This is a genomic window from Skermanella sp. TT6 (assembly GCF_016653635.2).
GTDB classification, from domain to species: Bacteria; Pseudomonadota; Alphaproteobacteria; order Azospirillales; family Azospirillaceae; genus Skermanella; species Skermanella cutis.
Map to the genome: position 1 here is coordinate 2894197 of NZ_CP067420.1, position 20225 is coordinate 2914421.

At 69.5% G+C, this 20225-nt stretch carries 19 protein-coding genes; 6 read left to right on the plus strand and 13 right to left on the minus strand.

What is annotated here, in order from left to right; genetic code table 11:
* Window positions 1-2: 2 nt before the first annotated feature.
* Both IGS68_RS13650 and IGS68_RS13655 read right to left on the minus strand, forming a co-directional pair.
* Window positions 3-488, minus strand: a complete 486-nt coding sequence (locus tag IGS68_RS13650; protein ID WP_201080823.1) for a DUF2442 domain-containing protein — start codon at window positions 486-488, stop codon at window positions 3-5.
* Window positions 485-757 (minus strand): DUF4160 domain-containing protein, encoded by a 273-nt coding sequence (locus tag IGS68_RS13655; RefSeq protein WP_201080825.1) that lies wholly within the window; start codon window positions 755-757, stop codon window positions 485-487. Before IGS68_RS13655 ends, IGS68_RS13650 begins: the two co-directional genes overlap by 4 nt.
* Before the next feature lie 137 nt (window positions 758-894).
* Here IGS68_RS13655 and IGS68_RS13660 point away from each other — a divergent pair, with 137 nt between their 5' ends.
* Window positions 895-1866 (plus strand): NAD-dependent epimerase/dehydratase family protein, encoded by a 972-nt coding sequence (locus IGS68_RS13660; protein WP_201080827.1) that lies wholly within the window; start codon window positions 895-897, stop codon window positions 1864-1866.
* On the opposite strand, the gene IGS68_RS13665 is transcribed toward IGS68_RS13660, so the two are convergent.
* Window positions 1867-2856, minus strand: a complete 990-nt coding sequence (locus tag IGS68_RS13665) for a hypothetical protein (RefSeq protein ID WP_201080829.1) — start codon at window positions 2854-2856, stop codon at window positions 1867-1869.
* Window positions 2853-3974 (minus strand): sulfotransferase family protein, encoded by a 1122-nt coding sequence (locus tag IGS68_RS13670; RefSeq protein ID WP_247881320.1) that lies wholly within the window; start codon window positions 3972-3974, stop codon window positions 2853-2855. The genes IGS68_RS13665 and IGS68_RS13670 overlap by 4 nt, the downstream gene beginning before the upstream one ends.
* A gap of 253 nt (window positions 3975-4227) precedes the next feature.
* Between IGS68_RS13670 and IGS68_RS13675 the strand changes: the two genes are divergently transcribed.
* From IGS68_RS13675 to IGS68_RS13695, 5 genes are all read left to right on the plus strand, one after another.
* Window positions 4228-4752, plus strand: a complete 525-nt coding sequence (locus IGS68_RS13675; protein WP_201080831.1) for a Uma2 family endonuclease — start codon at window positions 4228-4230, stop codon at window positions 4750-4752.
* Between the two features lie 82 nt (window positions 4753-4834).
* Window positions 4835-6424 carry an ABC transporter substrate-binding protein gene (locus IGS68_RS13680; protein WP_201080833.1) on the plus strand — a complete coding sequence of 530 codons (1590 nt, stop codon included), beginning with the start codon at window positions 4835-4837 and terminating at the stop codon, window positions 6422-6424.
* Between the two features lie 12 nt (window positions 6425-6436).
* Window positions 6437-7384 (plus strand): ABC transporter permease, encoded by a 948-nt coding sequence (locus IGS68_RS13685; RefSeq protein ID WP_201080836.1) that lies wholly within the window; start codon window positions 6437-6439, stop codon window positions 7382-7384.
* Window positions 7381-9312, plus strand: coding sequence for a dipeptide/oligopeptide/nickel ABC transporter permease/ATP-binding protein (locus IGS68_RS13690; protein WP_201080838.1), 1932 nt, complete (start codon window positions 7381-7383; stop codon window positions 9310-9312). Before IGS68_RS13685 ends, IGS68_RS13690 begins: the two co-directional genes overlap by 4 nt.
* On the plus strand, window positions 9309-10076 hold the full coding sequence (locus IGS68_RS13695) for an ATP-binding cassette domain-containing protein (RefSeq protein ID WP_201080840.1): 768 nt from the start codon (window positions 9309-9311) through the stop codon (window positions 10074-10076). Before IGS68_RS13690 ends, IGS68_RS13695 begins: the two co-directional genes overlap by 4 nt.
* 26 nt (window positions 10077-10102) lie before the next feature.
* Here the strand turns inward: IGS68_RS13695 and cas6 are convergent, their stop codons facing one another.
* From cas6 to cmr3, 9 genes are all read right to left on the minus strand, one after another.
* Entirely contained in the window at window positions 10103-11047 is a 945-nt protein-coding gene (gene cas6 / locus IGS68_RS13700) for a CRISPR system precrRNA processing endoribonuclease RAMP protein Cas6 (protein WP_201080842.1), read from the minus strand.
* 1783 nt (window positions 11048-12830) lie between these two features.
* Window positions 12831-13202, minus strand: a complete 372-nt coding sequence (gene cas2, locus IGS68_RS13705) for a CRISPR-associated endonuclease Cas2 (RefSeq protein ID WP_201080844.1) — start codon at window positions 13200-13202, stop codon at window positions 12831-12833.
* A 20-nt stretch (window positions 13203-13222) separates the two neighbouring features.
* Window positions 13223-14008, minus strand: coding sequence for a CRISPR-associated endonuclease Cas1 (gene cas1, locus IGS68_RS13710; protein WP_247881321.1), 786 nt, complete (start codon window positions 14006-14008; stop codon window positions 13223-13225).
* Window positions 13947-14270, minus strand: a complete 324-nt coding sequence (locus IGS68_RS35545; protein ID WP_247881322.1) for a CRISPR-associated endonuclease Cas1 — start codon at window positions 14268-14270, stop codon at window positions 13947-13949. Before IGS68_RS35545 ends, cas1 begins: the two co-directional genes overlap by 62 nt.
* Window positions 14267-15643: a TIGR02710 family CRISPR-associated CARF protein gene (locus IGS68_RS13715; protein ID WP_201080846.1), complete on the minus strand. Its 1377-nt coding sequence runs from the start codon at window positions 15641-15643 to the stop codon at window positions 14267-14269. The genes IGS68_RS35545 and IGS68_RS13715 overlap by 4 nt, the downstream gene beginning before the upstream one ends.
* Before the next feature lie 45 nt (window positions 15644-15688).
* On the minus strand, window positions 15689-17758 hold the full coding sequence (cmr6, locus tag IGS68_RS13720) for a type III-B CRISPR module RAMP protein Cmr6 (RefSeq protein WP_201080848.1): 2070 nt from the start codon (window positions 17756-17758) through the stop codon (window positions 15689-15691).
* Window positions 17748-18266, minus strand: a complete 519-nt coding sequence (cmr5, locus tag IGS68_RS13725; protein ID WP_201080849.1) for a type III-B CRISPR module-associated protein Cmr5 — start codon at window positions 18264-18266, stop codon at window positions 17748-17750. Before cmr5 ends, cmr6 begins: the two co-directional genes overlap by 11 nt.
* Window positions 18263-19147, minus strand: a complete 885-nt coding sequence (gene cmr4 / locus IGS68_RS13730) for a type III-B CRISPR module RAMP protein Cmr4 (RefSeq protein WP_201080850.1) — start codon at window positions 19145-19147, stop codon at window positions 18263-18265. Before cmr4 ends, cmr5 begins: the two co-directional genes overlap by 4 nt.
* Window positions 19140-20222 (minus strand): type III-B CRISPR module-associated protein Cmr3, encoded by a 1083-nt coding sequence (cmr3, locus tag IGS68_RS13735; protein WP_201080851.1) that lies wholly within the window; start codon window positions 20220-20222, stop codon window positions 19140-19142. Before cmr3 ends, cmr4 begins: the two co-directional genes overlap by 8 nt.
* Between the last annotated feature and the right edge of the window lie 3 nt (window positions 20223-20225).

A 20225-nucleotide genomic window follows, 5' to 3' on the forward strand; every position in this document is an offset into this window, starting at 1 on the left:
TTTCAGCCCGCCGGCAGCTTCCTTGGCCGACCGGCCAAGCGCGGCCGATAGTGTGCAAGGAACGTTTCCCGGTCCTTTCGCATCGCGCGGCACGCGATCTGCCACGCGATCGGCAGCCTGCCGGCTTTTCGATACTCCTTCACCGTGCTCGGCGCGACACCGAAGAGATCGGCTGTTTCCTGGATCGACAAGCCCATCTCTTCCTGCCACTCCCTTAACTCGGGTCCGGCCATATCTCGCTGTTCCTCGGCGAGATGAGCCAAGGAATCGGACGAGTAGTCCAGACCGTTCTGCCACTCGATCCCGCTGCCCCAGTCTACGACCTTCACCGTCGCGAATAGCGCGGGATCCCTCAGTGAAGCGAATATCTCAAGACCGTTCACCACACCGGTCATGTCTACAACATCATCCCTGCCGTCCCGCCAAGTGACATGAAGCAGATAAGGTGCCGAGGCGGATATCTTGTCGATCCTGCGTAGTGTATTCATGGCATCTTCACCGGTATCGTCGGATCTTCTCTGTTCCAGGTATTGATCAGGCGTTCCAGATTCTCCGCCGCCCAGCTTAAGACACGGTCCTTGTCTCTTGGCGCGATGCTGCCCTCGATGATGTCCAGCAACGGCAATCCGACGACGATGTTATCGTCTGGTCCGACCGCATGGAAATGAGGCCGCTTGTGCTTTCGAATGTCATCCGGGTAGACGCGTACGACGACATTCCCGACCTGCCCCATTCTCATCGGCAGCATCCAAAACATCGGCCGGACATCGGCCCGAATCAATAACGGGGTCGATGATCGGCCCAGGTTTGTTAAAGCTGGATGAACCACCGGCACGCCTTCAGCCAACGGGAAGCAGACGGAATGACGGGCATCAACTTCCTCGACCTGCCGGCATGACCGCCTCGCTGGTCACCGGCGGATGCGGCTTCCTGGGCCGGCATCTGGTCGCCGCTCTGCTGGCCCGGGGCGAGCGCGTCCGCGTGCTCGATACCGCCGGGTCCGCTTCCCTGCCCCCCGGCGTCGATGCCGTCATCGGGTCGGTCACGGACGCTTCGGCAGTGGCCCAGGCCCTCGACGGCATGGATCGCCTCTACCATCTGGCCGGCATCCCCCATCTCTGGCTGCGGGACAAGTCCGGGTTCGATCAGGTCAACCGCGTCGGCACGGAGATCGTGCTGGAGCAGACCGCGCGCCGGAATCTGGACCGCATCGTCCACTGTTCGACCGAAGCCGTCCTGATCCCGTGGCCCGCCAAAGGCCCGCGGATGGTCGATGAGAACACCCGCACCGGCCTCGACGACATGGCCGGCCCCTATTGCCGGTCGAAGTTCCTGGCGGAACGGGCGGCCCTGGAGGCGGCCCGCGGCGGGCTGCCGGTCGTCGTGGTCAATCCCACCGCCCTGGTCGGCCCCGGCGATCCCAACGGCACGCCGCCGACGCGGATGCTCCGCATGCTCGCAGCCGGCGCCATGCCGCTCCACCTGCCCTGCCGGCTGAACCTGGTCGATGCGCGGGACGCCGCCCTGGGCCACATCCTCGCGGCCGAGCACGGGCGCATCGGCGAACGCTACATCCTGGGCGGCGAGACCGTCGCCATGGCCGACCTGATCGACCGGGTGGCGTCGCTGACCGGGTACTCGGGGAGGAGCCGCGCGATCCCCGGCCGGCTCGCCCTCGCCGCCGCCCATGCGTCGGAATGGCTGGCCGACCATGTGACCCACCGTCCTCCCCAGGCTCCCTTGACGGGCGTGCGGCTGGCGCTGGCCGGGGTCGAGCTGGATACGTCGAAGGCCCGCCGCGACCTGGGTTTCACGCCGCGCCCGCTGGCCGAGACCCTCGCCGACACGCTGCGCGATCCCGCCTGATCAGCGGCACAGAAGCAGGTGTTCGCCCAGCACGGACCCGATCAGCAGCCTGTCCCGCCACCTCACCGCCACCGTCGCCGCCGACAGGCGCGTGCCGTCATCCTCGAAGATCCGCCGCGCGCCGCCTTCCGGGTCCAGCACCTCGATCCGCGACGGCGCCCGCTCTCCTCCCGGCAGCCCATAGCGATGGAGCGCCAGACGCCACAGGGCCGGATGCAGCGCCACCAGCAACTCGCCATCCGCGGAAAGGCTGAGATTGTCCGGCGCACCGTCGAGCGGGATCCTGCGGCGGGCCGGCTTGCCCTCCATCAGATCCGCCAGCCCATAGACCAGCAACTCCCGACCCCGCGTCGCGGCCACCACGACGTCGCCCCGCCGCCGATCGACCGTGATGCCGTTGGGGAAATCCAGGCCGGAAACGACCGCCCGGACCGCCCCGCCGTCGAAATACCCGACGAAGCCCCGCTCCAGCCCCAGGACGTTCTCGGCCGCGACGCCGAGGCTCCCGCAGGTCCCATGATCTGCGGTGAACAGGAACCGCTCCCCGTCCAGGGCCGCCACGTCGTTGGCCCGGCACAGCAGCGCGCTTTCCACGCGGCGCCTCTCCCCGTCGGACAGCCCGATGATCCGGACCGCCGTGGAGCCGGCCGCCCCGTCGCCCCGGTCCACCACGAACAGGGTCTTCCCCTCGTAAAGGTCGATCCCGTGGGGTCGCCGGACAGCCCCGTCCGCCAGGTCGCGCACCCGCACCTCACCCGGTTCGAGCCGTTCCAGGCCCAGCTCGTACAGCCCGCCCCCCGGGTCGTTCCCGGAAAGCCGGTCATGGGCGGATATCACGGCCCGGCCGCTCCCGGCATCCAGGGCGATGTCCTCCGCCCCGACCACCACCCGCCCGGTCGCCTCGTCAACCAGGGTCACCGGTCCGCAGGTCGCCCCCCGCGCCGGCCCCGCCGCCAGCGTCAGCACCAGCGCCAGGGCCGCCAGCCTCACCCGGCGGATTCCGCCGCCTCCCGCCCGAAGCGCTCCACGTAGGGAGCCCAGGCCTGCCGGACCCGCTGCCGGACAGCCTCGTCCTGCCGGTAGCTGTTCTTCGAATAGCCCTTCACGGTGCGCAGGTACGCCTCGAACCGCGGCCTCGCCTCCTCGAACCCGGGCAGGTCGAGCGTCCGGTAGATCCGTGCGACCTCGCCCAGCGGATCCCGCTCGAACCGGTCGAAAGCGACCTCGACGAAGCGGTCGGACGGCAGGTCGCGGGTCTGCTCGATCAGGGCGGACATCATCCGCGGATAGGTTTCCAGCACGACGCGCTCGACATCCACATGATCGTAGGGCTGCAGGGCGAACTGCGCCAGCAGCTTGCGATAGAAGCCGACGGTGGAGACGAAGACCTCGTGCGGGTCGCGGTGGATGTGGATGAACTTCGCGTCGGGCCAGATCGCCCGCAGCAGGTCCACCCGCGCCGTGTGGACCGGGTTCTTGACCAGCAGCCGGTCGCGCCCCTGCTGGAGCGCCACCTTGCGCAGGAAATAGACGAAGGCGTCCCGCCAGCGCCGGATATCCTCCTCGCCGCAGCCGTCGAGGAAGACCCCGGCGGCGTGGTTCTCGTCGAACCGGCTTGGAAAATAGATCCCGTGGTAGAACGACAGCGGGATCATGTTGGCGAGCCCGATCTCGTCCTCCTGGGGACTGTCCGGGTTGACCGCGACATTGTCGATGTAGCGGCTCTCCGGCAGCGCCTGCTCCAGCCACGGCCGCAGCAGCCGGCCGAGGGTCAGCACGTCCCAGGGCAGCCCCACCGCCAGCGGCGGCACGAAGCCGAACCGGGGCGACCGGCTCATGACGTTGTAGAGGTGGGTGGTGCCGCTCCGCCAGTGGCCCAGGATGAACAGCGGCGGCGGGAGGTCCGGTTCCCGGCGGAGCCGCCAGGCCGTCCAGGCCCGCTCCGCCGCCGTGAACGGCAGCCGCCCCAGGGCCGAGCCGAAGGCCGCCACCGCCTGCGGCAGATATGCCACCGGAACGGGACCGTTGCGCGCCAGGACGGTGGAAAGGGTGCGGAGATCGGCGCCGCACAGCGGATGCTCCATCAAACTGCGCCTGCGAGTCGTCACGCTGCCATCCCGGTCTTCCCGATCGCTGCATACGGGCGAAGAACAGGACCCGCCTGTCCAAGCATACGGATGTATCGATACAGTTTTATCAAATCATTCGTGGTTGATAGAAGTCTAAAGGATCATTGTCATCCCGTTCGATACGTGCCAGTTTACTTGTCCCCTGCCGCCCCCGGAAAGCACCGTCGACACGATGCGCGGGCGGCACGGTCCGCGGTCGCGGATTCCACGTACAGCAACGGATTCTTGTACCATGCCGGGAAGCCTCATTCCCAGCCGCTCCGCCATGCAGGGGAGCGGCGCCCTTCACTTCGACACCGGCCAGGGCGACGACGGCGGCCGGCTGTCCCATGCGGCCGTGTCGGCGAACCTGCTGGTCGCCATCCATCGGGCCTGCCCGATCCGCCAGGATTTCCATGTGCTGAGCGGCGGCGTCGTCATCCACGGCCCGGCGGGCGAGGAAATGTGGCCCGACGTGGTGGTCGTCCAGGGGCATTGCTCGCTCGGGCGCAGCCGGCCGGCCGCACCGATCCTGGCCGTCGACGTGGACGAGGGGGACCCGAGCGAGCTGCGCTGGCGCGCCCGGCGGGACGCCTATCTCAAGGTCCCGTCGCTCCAGGCCTATTTCGCCGCCTCCTGCTCGGACAAGCTGGTCGAGGTCCACCGGCGCTTTTCCGGCTCCTGGACCAGCCTCCGCTTCGAGGGGCACGGGCTGGTCGGGCTGCCTTCGCTGGGCTGCTCGGTGGACCTGAAGGCGATCTACGCCGGCCTGACCTGACCTCCCGAGAGTTCCGCCGCCCGGAACAACAGCCACCTCCAGTCGTTCCCGAAAGGACGGCTGGATATCGGGGAGGTCCGGAATGGCAGGCAAGACTTGGGTGGCGGCAGCCATCGGCATGGCCCTGGCGGCCTTCCTGCTGACGGCGGAAGCGATCCGCAACCCCGCGGCGTCCCAGATCCCCGACGAAGTCCTGGTCGTCGGCCAGATCGCCGAACCGAAGTCGCTGGACCCGCACGCCGTGACCGCGACCAACGATTTCCGCATCCTGATGAACCTGTATGACGGGCTGGTGCGGTTCCGGAGCGGCACCCTGGAGGTCGAGCCGGCGCTGGCCCGCTCGTGGAAGGTTTCGGAGGACGGCAGGACCTACACCTTCCATCTGCGCGACGGCGTCGCCTTCCACGACGGGACGCCGTTCGACGCCGAGGCGGTCAAGTTCAACTTCGACCGCATGCTCGACGACAGGCACCCACAGCACGACACCGGCCCGTTCCCGCTGGCCTTCTTCTTCAGCGCGGTGGAACGGACCGAGGCGGTCGATCCGCTGACCGTCCGGTTCCACCTGAAGGAACCCTACGCCCCGCTGCTGTCCAACCTGGCCTACCCGACCGGCCTGCTGGTCTCCCCCGCCGCGGTCCGCGCCGCCGGCAAGGAGTTCGGCCGCCAGCCCGTCGGGACCGGCGCCTACCGGTTCGCCCAGTGGGAGAGCAACGCCAAGGTGGTGCTGGAGCGCAACGCCGACTACTGGGACGGCGCGCCGACGCTCCAGGCCGTTATCTTCCGCCCGCTGACCGACGCCAACACCCGGCTGACCGAACTGCTCGCCGGCGGCCTGGACCTGATGGTCGAGGTTCCGCCCGACGCCGTGGACCTGCTCCGGAAGGCGGGCGGCTTCACCCTGTACGAGCAGGCCGGCCCGCATCTCTGGTTCCTGATCCTCAACACCCGGGAAGGTCCCTTCAAGGACCCGCGTGCCCGGCAGGCGGTCAACCTTGCGATCGACAAGCAGGCGCTGGTCGACCAGGTGCTCCAGGGCACCGCGACTGTCGCCGACGGCATCGTGCCCGCCGCCTTCGAGTGGGCCCACGACGACACCCTGGAACCCTATCCCCACGATCCCGACCGCGCCCGCCAGCTCCTGCGCGAGGCCGGGGCCGAGAATGCCGAGCTGACCTTCCTGGTCGCGGAGGGCGGCTCCGGCATGCTGGCGCCGATCCCCATGGCGACGGCGATCCAGGCCGACCTCGCCAAGGTGGGCCTGAAGGTGAATATCCAGACCTACGAGTGGAACACCTATCTGGGACTGGTCAACCAGGGCCTCGCCGGCCGGGCCGACATGGCCCAGATGGCCTGGATGACCAACGACCCGGACACCCTGCCCTTCCTGACCCTGCGGACGGAGGCGCTACCCGAGAGCGGCGGGTTCAATTCCGGCTACTATTCCAACCCGGAGGTGGACCGCCTGCTGGTCGAGGCCCGGCGATCGACCGACCGGAACGAACGGGCCGACCTCTACAAGCGGATCCAGCGCATCGTGCGGGAGGACGCCCCCTGGGCCTTCGTCGCGAACTGGAAGCAGAACGGGGTCGCCACGGACCGCGTCAAGGGGTTCGAGCTCCAGCCGTCGTTCCTGCTCGACCTCGCCCACGTCTCCAAGTCCGGCGGCTAGGGAGCCGTGCCGATGCTGTCCTACGCGCTTCGCCGGCTGGCGATGATCGTGCCGGTCCTGTTCGGGATCTCGGTGATCGTGTTCCTGATCATGGCGCTGATCCCCGGCGACCCGGCGCTCGCCATCCTGGGAAGCTTCGCCACGCCGGAGAACGTAGCCGGCCTCCGCCAGGAACTGGGGCTCGACCGCTCCCTGGTCGAGCAGTACGGAATCTGGCTGGGCAACCTGCTGCAGGGCGACTTCGGCCGGTCCTACAGCCTCAACCGCCCGGTCCTGGACGAGATCGCCGACCGGCTCGGCCCGACGCTGCTGCTCGCCGGAGCGTCGCTCGTCCTGTGCACCGTCCTGGGCCTCGCGGCTGGCGTGGTCTCCGCCGTCCGGCAATATGGCTGGCAGGACAAAATCCTTACACTGCTGGTGCTGGTGGGCCTGTCCACCCCGTCCTTCTGGCTCGGCCTGATCCTGGTGCTGGTGTTCTCGGTCCAGCTCGGCTGGTTTCCGGTCAGCGGCATGTACGCGATCTATGGCGGCGGCGACCTGGCCGACCTGCTCCACCACTTGGCGCTGCCCGCGATCACGCTGGCGGTGGTCGCGACCGGCGTGATCGCGCGCCTGACCCGGTCCACCATGCTGGAGGTGCTGCGCCAGGACTTCGTCCGCACCGCGCGCGCCAAGGGCCTTGATGAAGGAATGATAACCTATAAGCACGCGCTGCGCAACGCCCTGGTCAACATCGTGCCGGTCATCGGCATCCAGACCGGCTTCGTGCTGGGCGGCGCCGTCTATATCGAGACGGTGTTCCAGTGGCCCGGCATCGGCAGGATGCTGGTCACCGCGATCTCGACCCGCGACATCCTGCTGGTCCAGGGCGGCGTCCTGGTCGTCGCCGCCTGCTACGTCCTGATCAACCTGGCGGCCGACCTGGTGCAGCACATGCTCGACCCGAGGATCGGCACATGACCGCGGCCGAAGCTCCCGCCGTCGCGGAGACCGCCCCCCGCCCCTCGCAGCGGCCCGGCTGGTGGGCGCGGCTGCGGCGGAACCACCTGGCCGTGCTGGGGCTCGCGATCCTGGCGGCGATCGTGCTGACCGCCGTCGCGGCGCCGATCCTGCCCCTGCCCGACCCCAACGCCACCGACCTGCCGGCGCGGCTGGCCGCCCCCTTCACCCCCGGCCACCTGCTGGGCGCGGACCAGCTCGGCCGGGACATGCTGTCCCGCATCGTCTGGGGCACCCGCGTCAGCCTCGCGGTCGGGGCGGCCGCGGCCCTGGCCGCCGCCCTGGTCGGCTCGCTGATCGGCATCGTCGCCGGCTTCTACGGCCGCTGGGTGGACACGGTGCTGATGCGGGCGATCGACATGCTGATGGCCTTCCCCTACCTGCTGCTGGCGCTGGCCATCGTCGCGGCGCTGGGTCCCGGCCTGCTCAACGCCCTGTTCGCGATCTCGATCGTCAATGTCCCGTTCTTCGCCCGATCGGTGCGGGGAGTCACCCTGGGCCTCGTCCGCCGGGACTACGTGGACGCGGCGCGCCTCGGCGGCCAGGGCGATCTCTCCATCCTGACCGGCGAAATCCTGCCGAACCTCCTGCCGGTCATCGTCATCACCCTGTCCACCACGCTCGGCTGGATGATCCTGGAAACCGCCGGCCTGAGCTTCCTCGGCCTCGGCGCGCAGCCGCCGCAGGCGGACCTGGGCTCCATGCTGGGGGAGGCGCGCAGCCTCGTGCTGGTGGCCCCCCACGTGGCGCTGATCCCCGGGCTGGTGATCCTGCTGCTGGTGATCGGCATCAACCTGGTGGGCGACGGCATCCGCGACTTGCTCGACCCCCGCCTCCGCTCCGGCGGGCTGGTCCGCCCCGGCGCCGCGACCGAGGTCGCCCCGGACGCGGGCTCCCTCGCCGGCGACCCGCCCGATCCCGCGGCGCTGCTGAGCGTGCGCAATCTCAGCACCCATTTCCTCCTGGGCGGGGAGCGCTACAAGGCGGCCGACGACGTCAGCTTCGACCTCGCCCCCGGCGAATGCCTCGGCATCGTGGGCGAGTCCGGATCGGGCAAGTCGGTCACCGCCCTCTCGATCCTCGGGCTGGTCCCGACGCCGCCGGGGCGCATCGTCAAGGGCCATATCCGCTACCGCGGCCGGGACCTGCTGTGCCTGCCCCTCTCCGAACTCCAGGAGCTGCGCGGCAACCGGATCGCCTGCATCTTCCAGGACCCGTTGGGCACCCTGAACCCGCTGATGACCGTGGGCGAGCAGATCGCCGAGACGATCCGGCGCCACCAGGGCAAGGGCCGGGCCGACGCCATGGCCCGCGCCATCGAGCTGATGGACCGGGTCCGCATCCCCGACGCCGCCGGGCGGGCCGCCTCGTACCCGCACGAGCTGTCGGGCGGGCAGCGCCAGCGCATCGGCATCGCCATGGCGCTGGCCAACGATCCCGACATCATCATCGCGGACGAGCCGACCACGGCGCTCGACGTGACGATCCAGGCGGAGGTGCTGGACCTGCTGCGCGACCTGCGCCGCGAGCGCGACACCGCCCTGCTGTTCATTACCCACGACTTCGGCGTGGTGTCGGACCTCTGCGACCGGGTGATGGTGATGTATGCCGGCCGCGTCGTGGAAACCGGACCGGTCGCCGAGGTGCTGCGCGACCCGCGCCACCCCTATACCCGCCGGCTGCTGTCCTGCGTGCCGGTCCTGGGCCGGCCGGAGCGCGCGCTGGACGCCATCCCGGGACTGCCCCCGGCGGTCAACCGACTGCCCCGCGGCTGCCATTTCGCCGACCGGTGCGACCGGGTCATCGACCGCTGCCGGGCCGCCGACGTCGAGCTCGACCCCCTCGCCCCCGGCAGGGCGTCGCGCTGCATCAGGGCGCGCGAGGCATGACCGCCCCCCTGCTCGAAGCCCGCGACCTGCACAAGAGCTTCGGCGGCGGCTGGTCCCGCAAGCCGCGGATCCAGGCGGTGGACGGCGTCAGCCTGGGCGTCCGCCCGGGCGAGACGCTGGGCGTCGTCGGCGAATCCGGGTCCGGCAAATCGACCCTGGCCCGCCTGCTGGTCGGCCTGGAGGAACCGACCTCCGGCACCGTCCTGATCGACGGCGCCGAGGTCGGCCGGCGCCGCTCCCGGGAGCTGCACCGCAAGGTCCAGTTCGTCTTCCAGGACCCGTCCGGGGCGCTCAACCCGCGCAAGACCGTCGCCGCCATCCTGGAAGCGCCGCTGATCCACCTGCTGGGCATGCCCAAACCCGACCGGCGCCGCCGCGTCGAGGAACTGATGGACCTGGTCAACCTGCGGCCCGAATTCCTGGACCGCCATCCCCACGAGCTCTCCGGCGGGCAGGCCCAGCGCATCGGCATCGCCCGGGCGCTGGCCGCCGATCCCCGCCTGATCGTGCTGGACGAGCCGGTCTCCGCCCTGGACGTGTCGATCCAGGCGCAGATCCTGAACCTGCTGAACCGGCTGAAGGCGGACCTGGGCCTCGCCTACCTCTTCATCAGCCACGACCTCGCCGTCGTCGAATCCCTGAGCGACACCGTCGCCGTGATGCGCCAGGGCCGCATCGTCGAGCAGGCCCCGCGCCGCACCCTGTTCGCCGCCCCGAAACATCCCTATACCCGCACCCTGCTGGCGAGCGTGCCGAAGTTCTGACGCCCCCCGCCGCCCCGGCGATCCGGTCAGTCCAGCGGCTCCACGGCCGGCTGCCCGAGGCCGAAGACCGTCCCTTTGCCCAGGTGCAGCCAGGTGCCCGCCAGCAGCAGCGGCCACAGGGACCCCGGCCCCCGCGGCAGCGCCAGCGAGCCGCTGACCCCGCGCATCTCCACCTCCGCCTGCTGGCTGGAGGACCAGCGGACGAGGTCGGTTCGCGCGCCCTGCCACGGCCGCTGGGGCGTGACCGAGGCCACGGCCCGGGCGGCCTCGGCCAGTCCGGAGGCGCGGCCGGCCAGCGACGGCGGCAGGAACGCCGCCAGCCGCCGCGAGGCCGAGAGGACGATGTCGGTCAGCGTCGGAGCGGTCACCAGCCGCCCCTGCCGCAGGATGCGCAGGGGAGCGTCGAAGACCAGCCGGCAGGGCGTCACCGGCGGATCGCCCGCGAGCGGCCAGCGGGCCTGGTCGAGCGACCAGCCGGGCTCGGAGTTGGCCTCCGCGCCCTCCTCCGCGCCGGCGCGCAGCCGTCCGTTGGGACTCAGCAGGGTCGCCGCCTTCAGGTCGCAAGGAACCCGGTCCGGACCCAGCCCGCGGCGCAGGGCCACGGCCCAGGCGGCGAGCAGCGCAGCGTCCTGGGCCGCCTCCAGCCCGATGGTGATGAAATCCAGCGCCGGCGCGTCGTCCGGATCGGGCGGGGCGGCGCGCAGGACGTAGCGCGGCAGCCGCACCGCCTCCGGCCCCCGGTGTTCGGCTGCCCCCACGAACACCTGTTCGTAAAGGCCGGGGTCGGCATCGCGCAACGCGGCCCCCCAGACACCCCGAAGCATCGGAACGCTCGCCCGCACCCCCAGGGTGGTCAGCGACAGCCGCCACGGCCGCACCGTGACCCCGCCCATCGTTTCGAAAAGAAGCGGCGTCAGGCGATCCAGCCCGCCGTCACCGTCCAGGGCACCCGATCCGTCGAAGAATGTCATCGAATGTCATCAAAGATCGATCCGGACAGGCGGAGACGGCTTCCCAGCCTTGACCGTCCCGATCACTATCACGAAAGCGCGATCCCGCAACCGTCTTCGCGGCGCGGGGGCACCGCCCATGACACTCCGCCGCAGCCGGCCCGGCCCGGCCCGGTCCGAAAGGATCATTCCTCCCGTGCCGTGCCGTGGCGACGATGGCCGTCATCGTGCGAGCGGCATGCCCCGATCCGGCGGAGGGCGCGCCATCATGTGTCAACGTCAATCCGCGGTTTCTTGTACGGGACTTGCCATGAAACCACCGGTGGGCCGAGCACTGCCTTGCGTGGAGGGGCGGCGTCCCGCCGCTCGAGGTGCGCGGGACGCGCACCCTCCCAACCAGCAAAAGAGCGATAAGGAAGCTTCACCCGCGAAGAAGTTATATCCGCCGCGACGGAAAAGGTCGTGGATCTGCATTGAAGGTACCTGGAGACCGTCCAATCCGTTCAACAGCGGGGCGGTAGTCGCGAGCTGCACGGCAACGAGAAGGCCATCGTCATCAGCCTGATCACGGGTTTCAATCCCCTCATCAGCGGGGCGGTAGTCGCGAGTATACCGACACCGAAACCACCTCCCCGCCGATGTCCTGGTTTCAATCCCCTCATCAGCGGGGCGGTAGTCGCGAGGGAGCTGGAGCGTACCCTGTTCCGCCTCAAGGCCGAGGTTTCAATCCCCTCATCAGCGGGGCGGTAGTCGCGAGGCCTGCGTCCGCGCCGCGCGCCTGCATACGGGCCTGGCGCGGGTTTCAATCCCCTCATCAGCGGGGCGGTAGTCGCGAGCCTGACCCCGATCACCACGGGCGGCGATCCTCGCGCGGTCGTTTCAATCCCCTCATCAGCGGGGCGGTAGTCGCGAGGCATGCCGGCCGAATCGGTCCCTGCCCCGGCGGCGCCCATGTTTCAATCCCCTCATCAGCGGGGGCGGTAGTCGCGAGGTCCCCGCCCGATCATCCCTTCGCCGGAAGCTGTCGCCACCGTTTCAATCCCCTCATCAGCGGGGCGGTAGTCGCGAGTACCCCGCTGCTGTCTAGGGCCGATTGGGCGCCCATCCGTTTCAATCCCCTCATCAGCGGGGCGGTAGTCGCGAGGTGTCCTACGCCCCCTTCAACGACGAAGCGGCGGCCCGTTTCAATCCCCTCATCAGCGGGGCGGTAGTCGCGAGGTGCAGGTCGGCTATCGCCTCGTCGGTGCGGTGGTCAACCGTTTCAATCCCCTCATCAGCGGGGCGGTAGTCGCGAGGCCTATCAGGATCCGGAAACGGGCGAAAAGTTGCCGTTTCAATCCCCTCATCAGCGGGGCGGTAGTCGCGAGAACGCCGTGCGAGAAGCCATGTGCCGCGTGCCTCGCTCTGGTTTCAATCCCCTCATCAGCGGGGCGGTAGTCGCGAGACGCCTCGGTCGGCGCCATCGCCGCTGAAGCGCCTCGTTTCAATCCCCCCATCAGCGGGGCGGTAGTCGCGAGGCCATGGTTGGCGATATGCCCGCGGAGTCGGTCCCTGCCGTTTCAATCCCCTCATCAGCGGGGCGGTAGTCGCGAGAGAGACCCCTCGAAACTCTTTGCAGATCAGGCGTTTACCACGCAGAAAATCGTAACCTCCTTCACCGCCGGCCGTGAGCGAGCCTGAGCGGCCAGGCCATGAACCGAAAATATCAACAGATTCAAAGATCCAGCCACGATCGTAACCTCGGCGGAAAAACGGCTTGTCCGGAGGTTACGTCCGGGCCGCCCGCCGACCGATCTCCGTTACCCTACAGGATGAGGTAGGTTTGGTGAACCGGTTTTTCCACCGTGGCACCCAGGTCCACCCGGCGGCTGTCGCAGGAGGCGCAGACCGGGTAGATGTTGACGCTGTCGTGCTTGGCGTCCATCAATCGGCCGAGCTGACGGATCATCACGGCGAGATGCTGTTTCTCCAGCACCACTTCGAAGACGCTCTTCTGGACCCGGACGCCCCAGCCTTCCAGGCATTCGGCGACCCGGGCCCGGCGGCGGTCATGGATGATGTCGTAACAGACGATATAGCGGCTCACCGGCTGTTTTCCTCTGAGCGGGATGTCGAAGCCGAGAGCCTCGTCCCAGGGGTCTTCCCAGTATTCGTCGTCCGGCTCGTTCCACAGCATCGCGCCGTCCCCGCTCCCGGCTACCCGCCGAAGCGGTAGGGGCGATAGGTTTCGCCGCCGCGCAGGTCGGCGACCATCCGGTCCACCTGCCGCTGGACCAGACGATGCACGTCGAGCCGCTGGTCGGCGCCGACGCCGACCTCGCGCAGCGGCCGGGCGAGATGGGTCTCCCACTCCTCCAGGAACAGGCGGCGCCCTTCGACCGTCAGCTTGACGCCGCCGGGCCGTTCGGGGTCTTCCTCGAAATGATCGGGGCGGACCTTGCGCAGGTTGCACAGGCGCAGCACCAGCCGATCGACCACCGGGTGACGCAGTTCCTCCAGCAGATCCAGCGCCAGCGACGGCCGGCCGGGCCGCAGTTCGTGGAAGAAGCCGAGGCAGGGATCGGCGCCCCGGGCTTCCAGCAGGCCGGCGATGCGGTTGGACAGCAGCACGTAGCCGAACGAGAGGAGCGAGTTGGCGGGGTCCGGCGGCGGTCTCCTGGCCCGGGCGGCGAACCGGATGTCCGCCCGGAAAGCGGAGGACAGCCCGCCGAAATAATGCCGGGCGCCGGTGCCCTCGATGCCCAGCAACTGGCCGGCATCGACGCAGTCGGCGACTTTCGACTCGCTGTCGGCCAGCGCCTGCATGGCGGCGGTCAGTTCGTCCGAAGCGTAGTTGGACCGGGCGCCCCGGAGCACCTGGGAGGCGTTGGCCAGCTTCGCCGCCACCGCGGCCCTGGCCCGGACAAGCCGCTCGACCGGGTCATGGTGGACCCGATACTGGTGCAGGCGGAGGTCGGCGGTGCGGGACTCGGGAGGAACCACCCGGGCGGGCGGCGAGGTTGCCCCCGGAGTCGAGCAGCGCCACCGCGACCCGGTTGGCGGCGCACAGGCGCATGGCGTTGGCGGTCATATGGGTGGTGCCCAGCAATACCACCGCCTCCAGCCGGTGCGGCTCGATCGCGGCCAGCTTGCGCCGGCGCCGCGGTGCATCGTCCTGGTCGGGCTCCTCCTCCGCCCAGACGGTCAGCGTGCCGCCCTCGAAGCGGACGACCGAGCCCGGCTGCGTGACATACAGGACGGTCACGGCGCCGCCGTCTCCCCGACCCTGGGTTCCCGGGATTGGTAAGGCACCCGGGACGCCATTGCCATCCAGCCCGGCGCCTCGTCGGGGAACGTGTCGCGGAGGAAGGCTTCCAGCTTGTCGAAATGACCCGCCAGGATTGCGGCGTCGCGCGGGCCGGTCGCCTGGAAGCCGTGGATCAGAAGGCTGGTGTTGCGCGCCTTGACGCTCTCCTCGTTGCCGAAAACATGCAACATCTCGCCGGCCGGCACTTTCAAGTGACGCAGGAACAATACAGCCGCCTCACGCGCGAACGAAAGGTGTCGTGCGGCTCCGTCCTCGGGCTTGCGCCTGCTCTCCGTGATCGCATTCATACCCTTTTTCTTTTTCGCGAACTTGGCGACTTCCGGATCCTCCGGGTCCATGAATTCGGTATCGTGGCCGCGGGCGAACAGGTGCGCCTGGCCGAGCAGTTCGGTGCAGCGGTAGACGCGAAGGGAGGCGTCCTCGAACTGCTCCTGGGCGATGCGCCGGCGGCCGTTGGCGATCAGTTCGGCGGTCAGGCGACCGACATGCCGCGCGAAAGCCGGCATGTCCCCGTCCCGCAGTTCCTTCTCTCGTGCCTTTTCGACGGCGGCCAGGGAGCGGAGCCATCCGGCGGCTTCCTCATCGACGTCGAAGCCTTCCCATCCCGGCGGCAGGACGGCCGACCCGGCGGCCGGAGCGCGGGCGGCGGCGGTGCCGAAATCCAGGCGGTCCCAGGCTCCGTAAAACCCGGCCAGCGCCAGGATGCCGGCGAACCACGGCCGCATTCCCTCGGGCACCGCGTCCGGGGAGGCGGCCGGGTCTTCGATCAGCGTCGCCACCCCGGCGAAGCTGCCGTTCCGGAACAGCCTGAGTGCCGCGTCCAGCTTGCGCCGGGCGGTGACGTGGAGCGTCCGGGCGTTCACCACGTCCTCGGTGCCGGCGCGGATGTTGCCCTGGTTCGCCTTGTCCCGCTCCCCCGTGATGTAGCGCAGGACCGGGATCTCGTGGCGGACCGCCGCCATCGCCAGGGCGGCGCTCATCGCCTTGGTGCCGCGCGTGATGTCGGCGACGCAGCGGTCGGCGGGGATGCCGGCGCCCAGCACGGCGGCGATCTCCCTGTCGAAGTGGTCGAAGCAGGCGTCGGGGTTGTCCTCCTGCCGGGCCGCCGGGAGCGGCGCGATGCGGATCGGAACGTCGGGGTAACGCCGCGCCAGTTCCTCCGCGTGCACCCGCGTCTCCAGCGACGGCAGCAGGACGGCGGCGTGCCAGGCGTCGGTCGTCAGCGACATGCCGAGCGGGGTGTACAGCGTCTCCTCCAGCTTGGCGGGATTGCCCGTGCCGATGCTCATGAAGATCACGCGATGGTCCATGGGATGGGGCTTTCGGAATCTTGAGGTTGATCACGCGATCGCCCGTCAGTCGACGAGCTTCACTCGGGACACGGGCTTGAAATCCGTGTCGCCGTCCGAGAACCGGATACGGTAGTCATTGCCGACGCGGCCGAGCACCGTCACGGGCTCGCCGTCCAGCAGAGCCCGGCGCGGGAATTCGGCCGCCGCCGGCCCGGCGGGGCGCCGCGGCCCTGCATTGCCCGGCCCGCTGCCCGACGCCTCGCCGAATTCCCGGTCCAGGCGAGCCAGGAATTCCTTCAGCATCGCCGTGCTGTTCCGGCGGTCCGGCAGCCGCTCGGCGGGGAAGCCGATGAACCGCAGTACCGGTACACCATCGACCGTGCGGCCGAAGTGCAGGTGATAGGGTGCCGCGTGCCTTTTCAGCCTGGTTGCGAATGGGATACGGTTTCGCGGCAGGCCGAGCGCGATGCGCTTCTGCTTAGGCACCTGGTCCTTGGCGAGTTGCTGAAGCACGGTGCCGGCGCGGTCGATGACCGTTTCCCATCGGTCCGATTTCGCCAGCCGCCATTCGGCGATCAGGCCGGCGGCGGATGCCTCGTGCAGGTCGGGGGCGTCCACCGGCCGGGGTTCACCTGCTCCGCTCCGGCGGACAAGGGCGAGACAGTCGGCGACGGACCCAATGCCGGGAACCGCGATGTCGGCGAAGCCGCCGAAGCCTTTCCTGGACTTGGCACCGACTCCGCCATACCGGGCGAGCAGCCACAGCGCCGCCTGGGCATGGTCCAGGGCATCCGCCGGCGCCGGGCCGAGCTTGCCGGTGGGCCGTGCAGTCAGCGTGACCATCCAGGCATTCCCGGGCGGCGACTGGTAACGCTGACGCGGCTTGCCGGTGGGCTCGTCCATGCCGTAGGATGCGTACCAGAGACCTTGGACCGTCTTGTTGTCCTTCGGCTTGGTCAGGCCCGTGGAGGAGCGCTTCTTGTCATAGGGGATGGACGCCGCGGGCTGCCCGGTCGGCTCCACCGTCAGCCGCACCGCGCCGGCGCGCCGGGTATCGCCCCAGATCAGCGCTTCCAACTCCTTCAGGTCCGCCAGCGGAAGATGGCCGGCGAAGAGGGTGCGCCACCACCAGCGCAGCAAGCCGCGCAGGGAGGCCGGCCTCAGCTCGCAGTCCGCTTGCCCTTGAGCGGCACCGGCGAAGAAGCCAGGCGCCACGAGGGTGAGGGTGAAGCTGCGGGAGATTCCCGCCGCCTCTGGCGCCGCCGGCACGGCGCCCCGGACCGGCCGGAAGGCACCATAACCCGCGTTGGTCTTGGCACCGGCGCCCCGATGGCACAGGGCCGCCAGCAGCCATTGCATCGCCTGCTCCGCCAGGACGGCGTCGCCGGCGGCACGAGGCGATACCGCGATCTCGAAGGTCTCGCCCGACGGGACCGACAGGAAGGAGACGGGCTTGGGTTCGAACCAGTCGCCGGGCGGTTCCTTGCCCTGGTAGTAGCCGTCATGATGGTTGGTGACGATGTCGCGGACCAGCTTGGGCCAGACGGTCGGCCATGCGTCATGGAACACCACCGAGCCGACCGCGCCGGACCCGTCGACGGAAGCCTCGACTTCGGCCTGCCCTTCGGCTTCGGGTTCTTCGGCAAGCCGGCGGCCGGCCTTGCGCGGACCGGTGCCGAAGACCTGGTCGATCCTCGCCTGGGCCGCCTTGGCATCCCCTTGGGACGGCATCCAGACGGTTTCCGCCCAGGCCCGGGCCATGCCTTTCAAGCCGCTGCCCGGCAGATGGACGAAGCCGTAGAGCGGGTGCAGGCAGATCCCCGCGTTCTCCAGCGCCGAGGCGCGCGACAGGTGCAGGGTCAGCGGCCCGGCGGTGCGGACCTCGGTGATGACGGCTCCGAGATCCGCCAACATCATCGCCCGGCGCCGGCCGCGCAGGGTCGCCAGGAGCGCCGGGTCGCCGTCAGCCTCGCAGACAAGGTCGAGAACGGGCCTCTGGTTCTCCTTCTGGGTGCCGCCGGCGCTGAACTTGTCCAGTTGCAGGCCGGGATGGCAACGCGCCGCCGGGATCCTGGACAGGAGGGCCGGCAGGCCGAGAGAGACGAAGGGGCCGGAGCCGAGTTCAGGCGGCATCTTCGTCGCTCCCGCGCAGCCCCTCCGCCTCGGCGAAGCGGTTCAGCCACAGGAGATACGACATGGTCTCCGCCGTCGCCCGCTTGAGGAAGGCGGAGTCCCGCGATGTGATCTCCTGGATCAGCGCATGGGGATCGTCACCCGCGCTGGTCGTGCGAAGCTCGCGTTGGTCAAGCACCCAGCAGTTCAGCGTCTCCAGCAACGCGACCAAGCCGGGCTTGGCGTTCTTCGCGTCGCGAGCCTTCGCCTTGGCCGCGACGAAGGCCAACGCTTGGCCCAGCCCGGCGGCACGGATCCGCATGGGCAGCTTCTTCGCGTGGCCGGCGAAATCTCCGGCCGCCTTGGCATCCGGGCTCTTGCCCATTTCCTGCACGGCGTTCCAGGCATGGGCGGCCCGGCGCTGGTCCAGGGACTGTTCCAGGGATTTGCGTCGCGGAGGCTCCTGCCGTCCGGCCGGCGGCGCCTGGGACGGGTTCCGGGCGTCACGGCCCTTGTTGGTCGGCTTCATGCCCGGACCTCCCGCCCTTGCAGGCGCAAGGCGCACAGTCCCCGACCGATGGTCTCGTCTCCGTCGATCTGCACGATCCGAGGGGAGCGGCCGGCAAGCCAGGCCATCACCTCCGCGGCGGTCATCCGCAGTTTCTCGTTCCGGCTGCCCTCGGCCAGGGCCAGGGCATAGAACAGGGTCTCGGTCGGCAGGACCTCCTGGTAGAACAGCGCCCCTCTCCTGACCGTCTTCGTCTCGGCGTCCAACCCGATGCGGGCGGTGACCTCGGTGGCGTAGCGGGCAAAATGTGTGAAATCATCGTCCGACAGGATCGCCAGATAGCCGCGCATCCGTTCCCGCACCGCAGCGTCATCGGTGACGCGCGCCGCCAGCGCCGCCGCCCAGTCCCCCGGATCGCCGGCGCGCCGGAAGTCGAACTCCTCCAGGATCGCCGTCTCGCCGTCCACCGTCAGGTTGCCGGCCGCGCACAGGACGGTGTGGTCGGCGACCGTCGGAACGCCGGGCAGTTCCGCCGCGCACCCGGCCAGCGCCGCGTCGCGCCGGAAGCGATGCAGCACCGCCGGGCACGTCACCCAGGCGAACACACCCTTGATCGACCGGACCGGAAAGGCTAGAAGGCGCGCGTCGGTCAGGGCGAGGGCGCCGCCATGCTTGTCGGCTTCGGCCGTTTCCGGACCGAAGACGGAATACCAATCCTGCCGAGGTTCCTCGGCCGGCCTGGTGGCGGCGCGCAGCACACCCTTGAGGGACGAACCGGGGATCACCGGCCAATCGGTATGACGCTCGCGCTGCACCGGCAGGTCTATGGCGTCGAGCGCCGCGCCCGAGCCGGGATGCAATCCGGACAGGGCATGTAGAAACAGAAGCGATCCCTCAGGCATAATTCCATCCCCCGGTCACGAAACACCCATATCCAAGTCCCCCGTCTTCTCCGTCGTGCAGGCTGGGCGAGCCGAGCGCGCCGTCCTCTCCCCGCCGGAAGAAGTAGACGCTGCCGGCAGGCGCCAGGAATCGGGTCGCCTTCGGCCCATCGAGCGCCAAGTCCCAGCCGGAGACCGCCGGCGCCGGCCCGACCGACGCGGCCAGGGGTTTCCAGTCGCGCCCGTGCCAGCCGCCGGCCAGGAAGGCCGGAGTGGTGAGCACGGCCAGCGGTCCTCCGGCCGCCGCCACCGGGCCGGAGGGCCAACCGATCGGCTGTGAGGATACCTCGCAGGCGACATGCCGCCCTTCTCCGCCCCATCGCAGCAGGTGCATTTCCCTCAGCAACTCGGCGGCGGCGGGGGTCAGGCCCGCGACTTCGGCGATGAATCCGACACCTTCCTCCAGTCGGAGGAAGCCGTTGGTGAAGATCATCCCCTCGGCGGCCGTGTTGCTCCCTCCCGAGACAGCGATGCCCGAGCGGGTCTCGACCTGGAAGAGATCCGAAGGCTTGACGAAGTGTTCGCCGCCCGGAACCCCGCCATCGAGATAGGCGCGCAGGCCGTCCAACGTGACGAAACCGCCCGCAGGTTCGGTGCGGGTCCGTGTCCGCATCCAGAGCGGGTGCAATCGCGGACCCGGCGCGGTCGTCCAGCCCGGCAGGTCGCCGTCCAGGGGATCGAGCCGGAAGATTTCCTGTCCCCCTTTCTCACGATGCAGGGTCGAAGGCGTGGGCACGACCGGCTGTCCGTCCAGCGCCAGCCAGGGTCCGCGCAAGGCCATCGAAGCGGCGCAGGCCAGCGTTCCGCCCTGCGCCGCCAGGGCGTCGGCGAATCCCTGCCCTGCCTGGACACTCCGCGTCAGACGTCGGAAGTCGCAGCCGAGCCGGGCCAGCAGGTGGGAGCGCAAGGCGCCGGCCAGCGTCTGCGGCATAGGGAGCCCGGATTCGAGGCGTGCGCCCGCGTCGAACGACCGGCCGTCGCGGAAAAAGAGAAGGTCCAGCGGCGTCAGGTAGAGCGTCAGGGTGGTTTCGGTCATGGC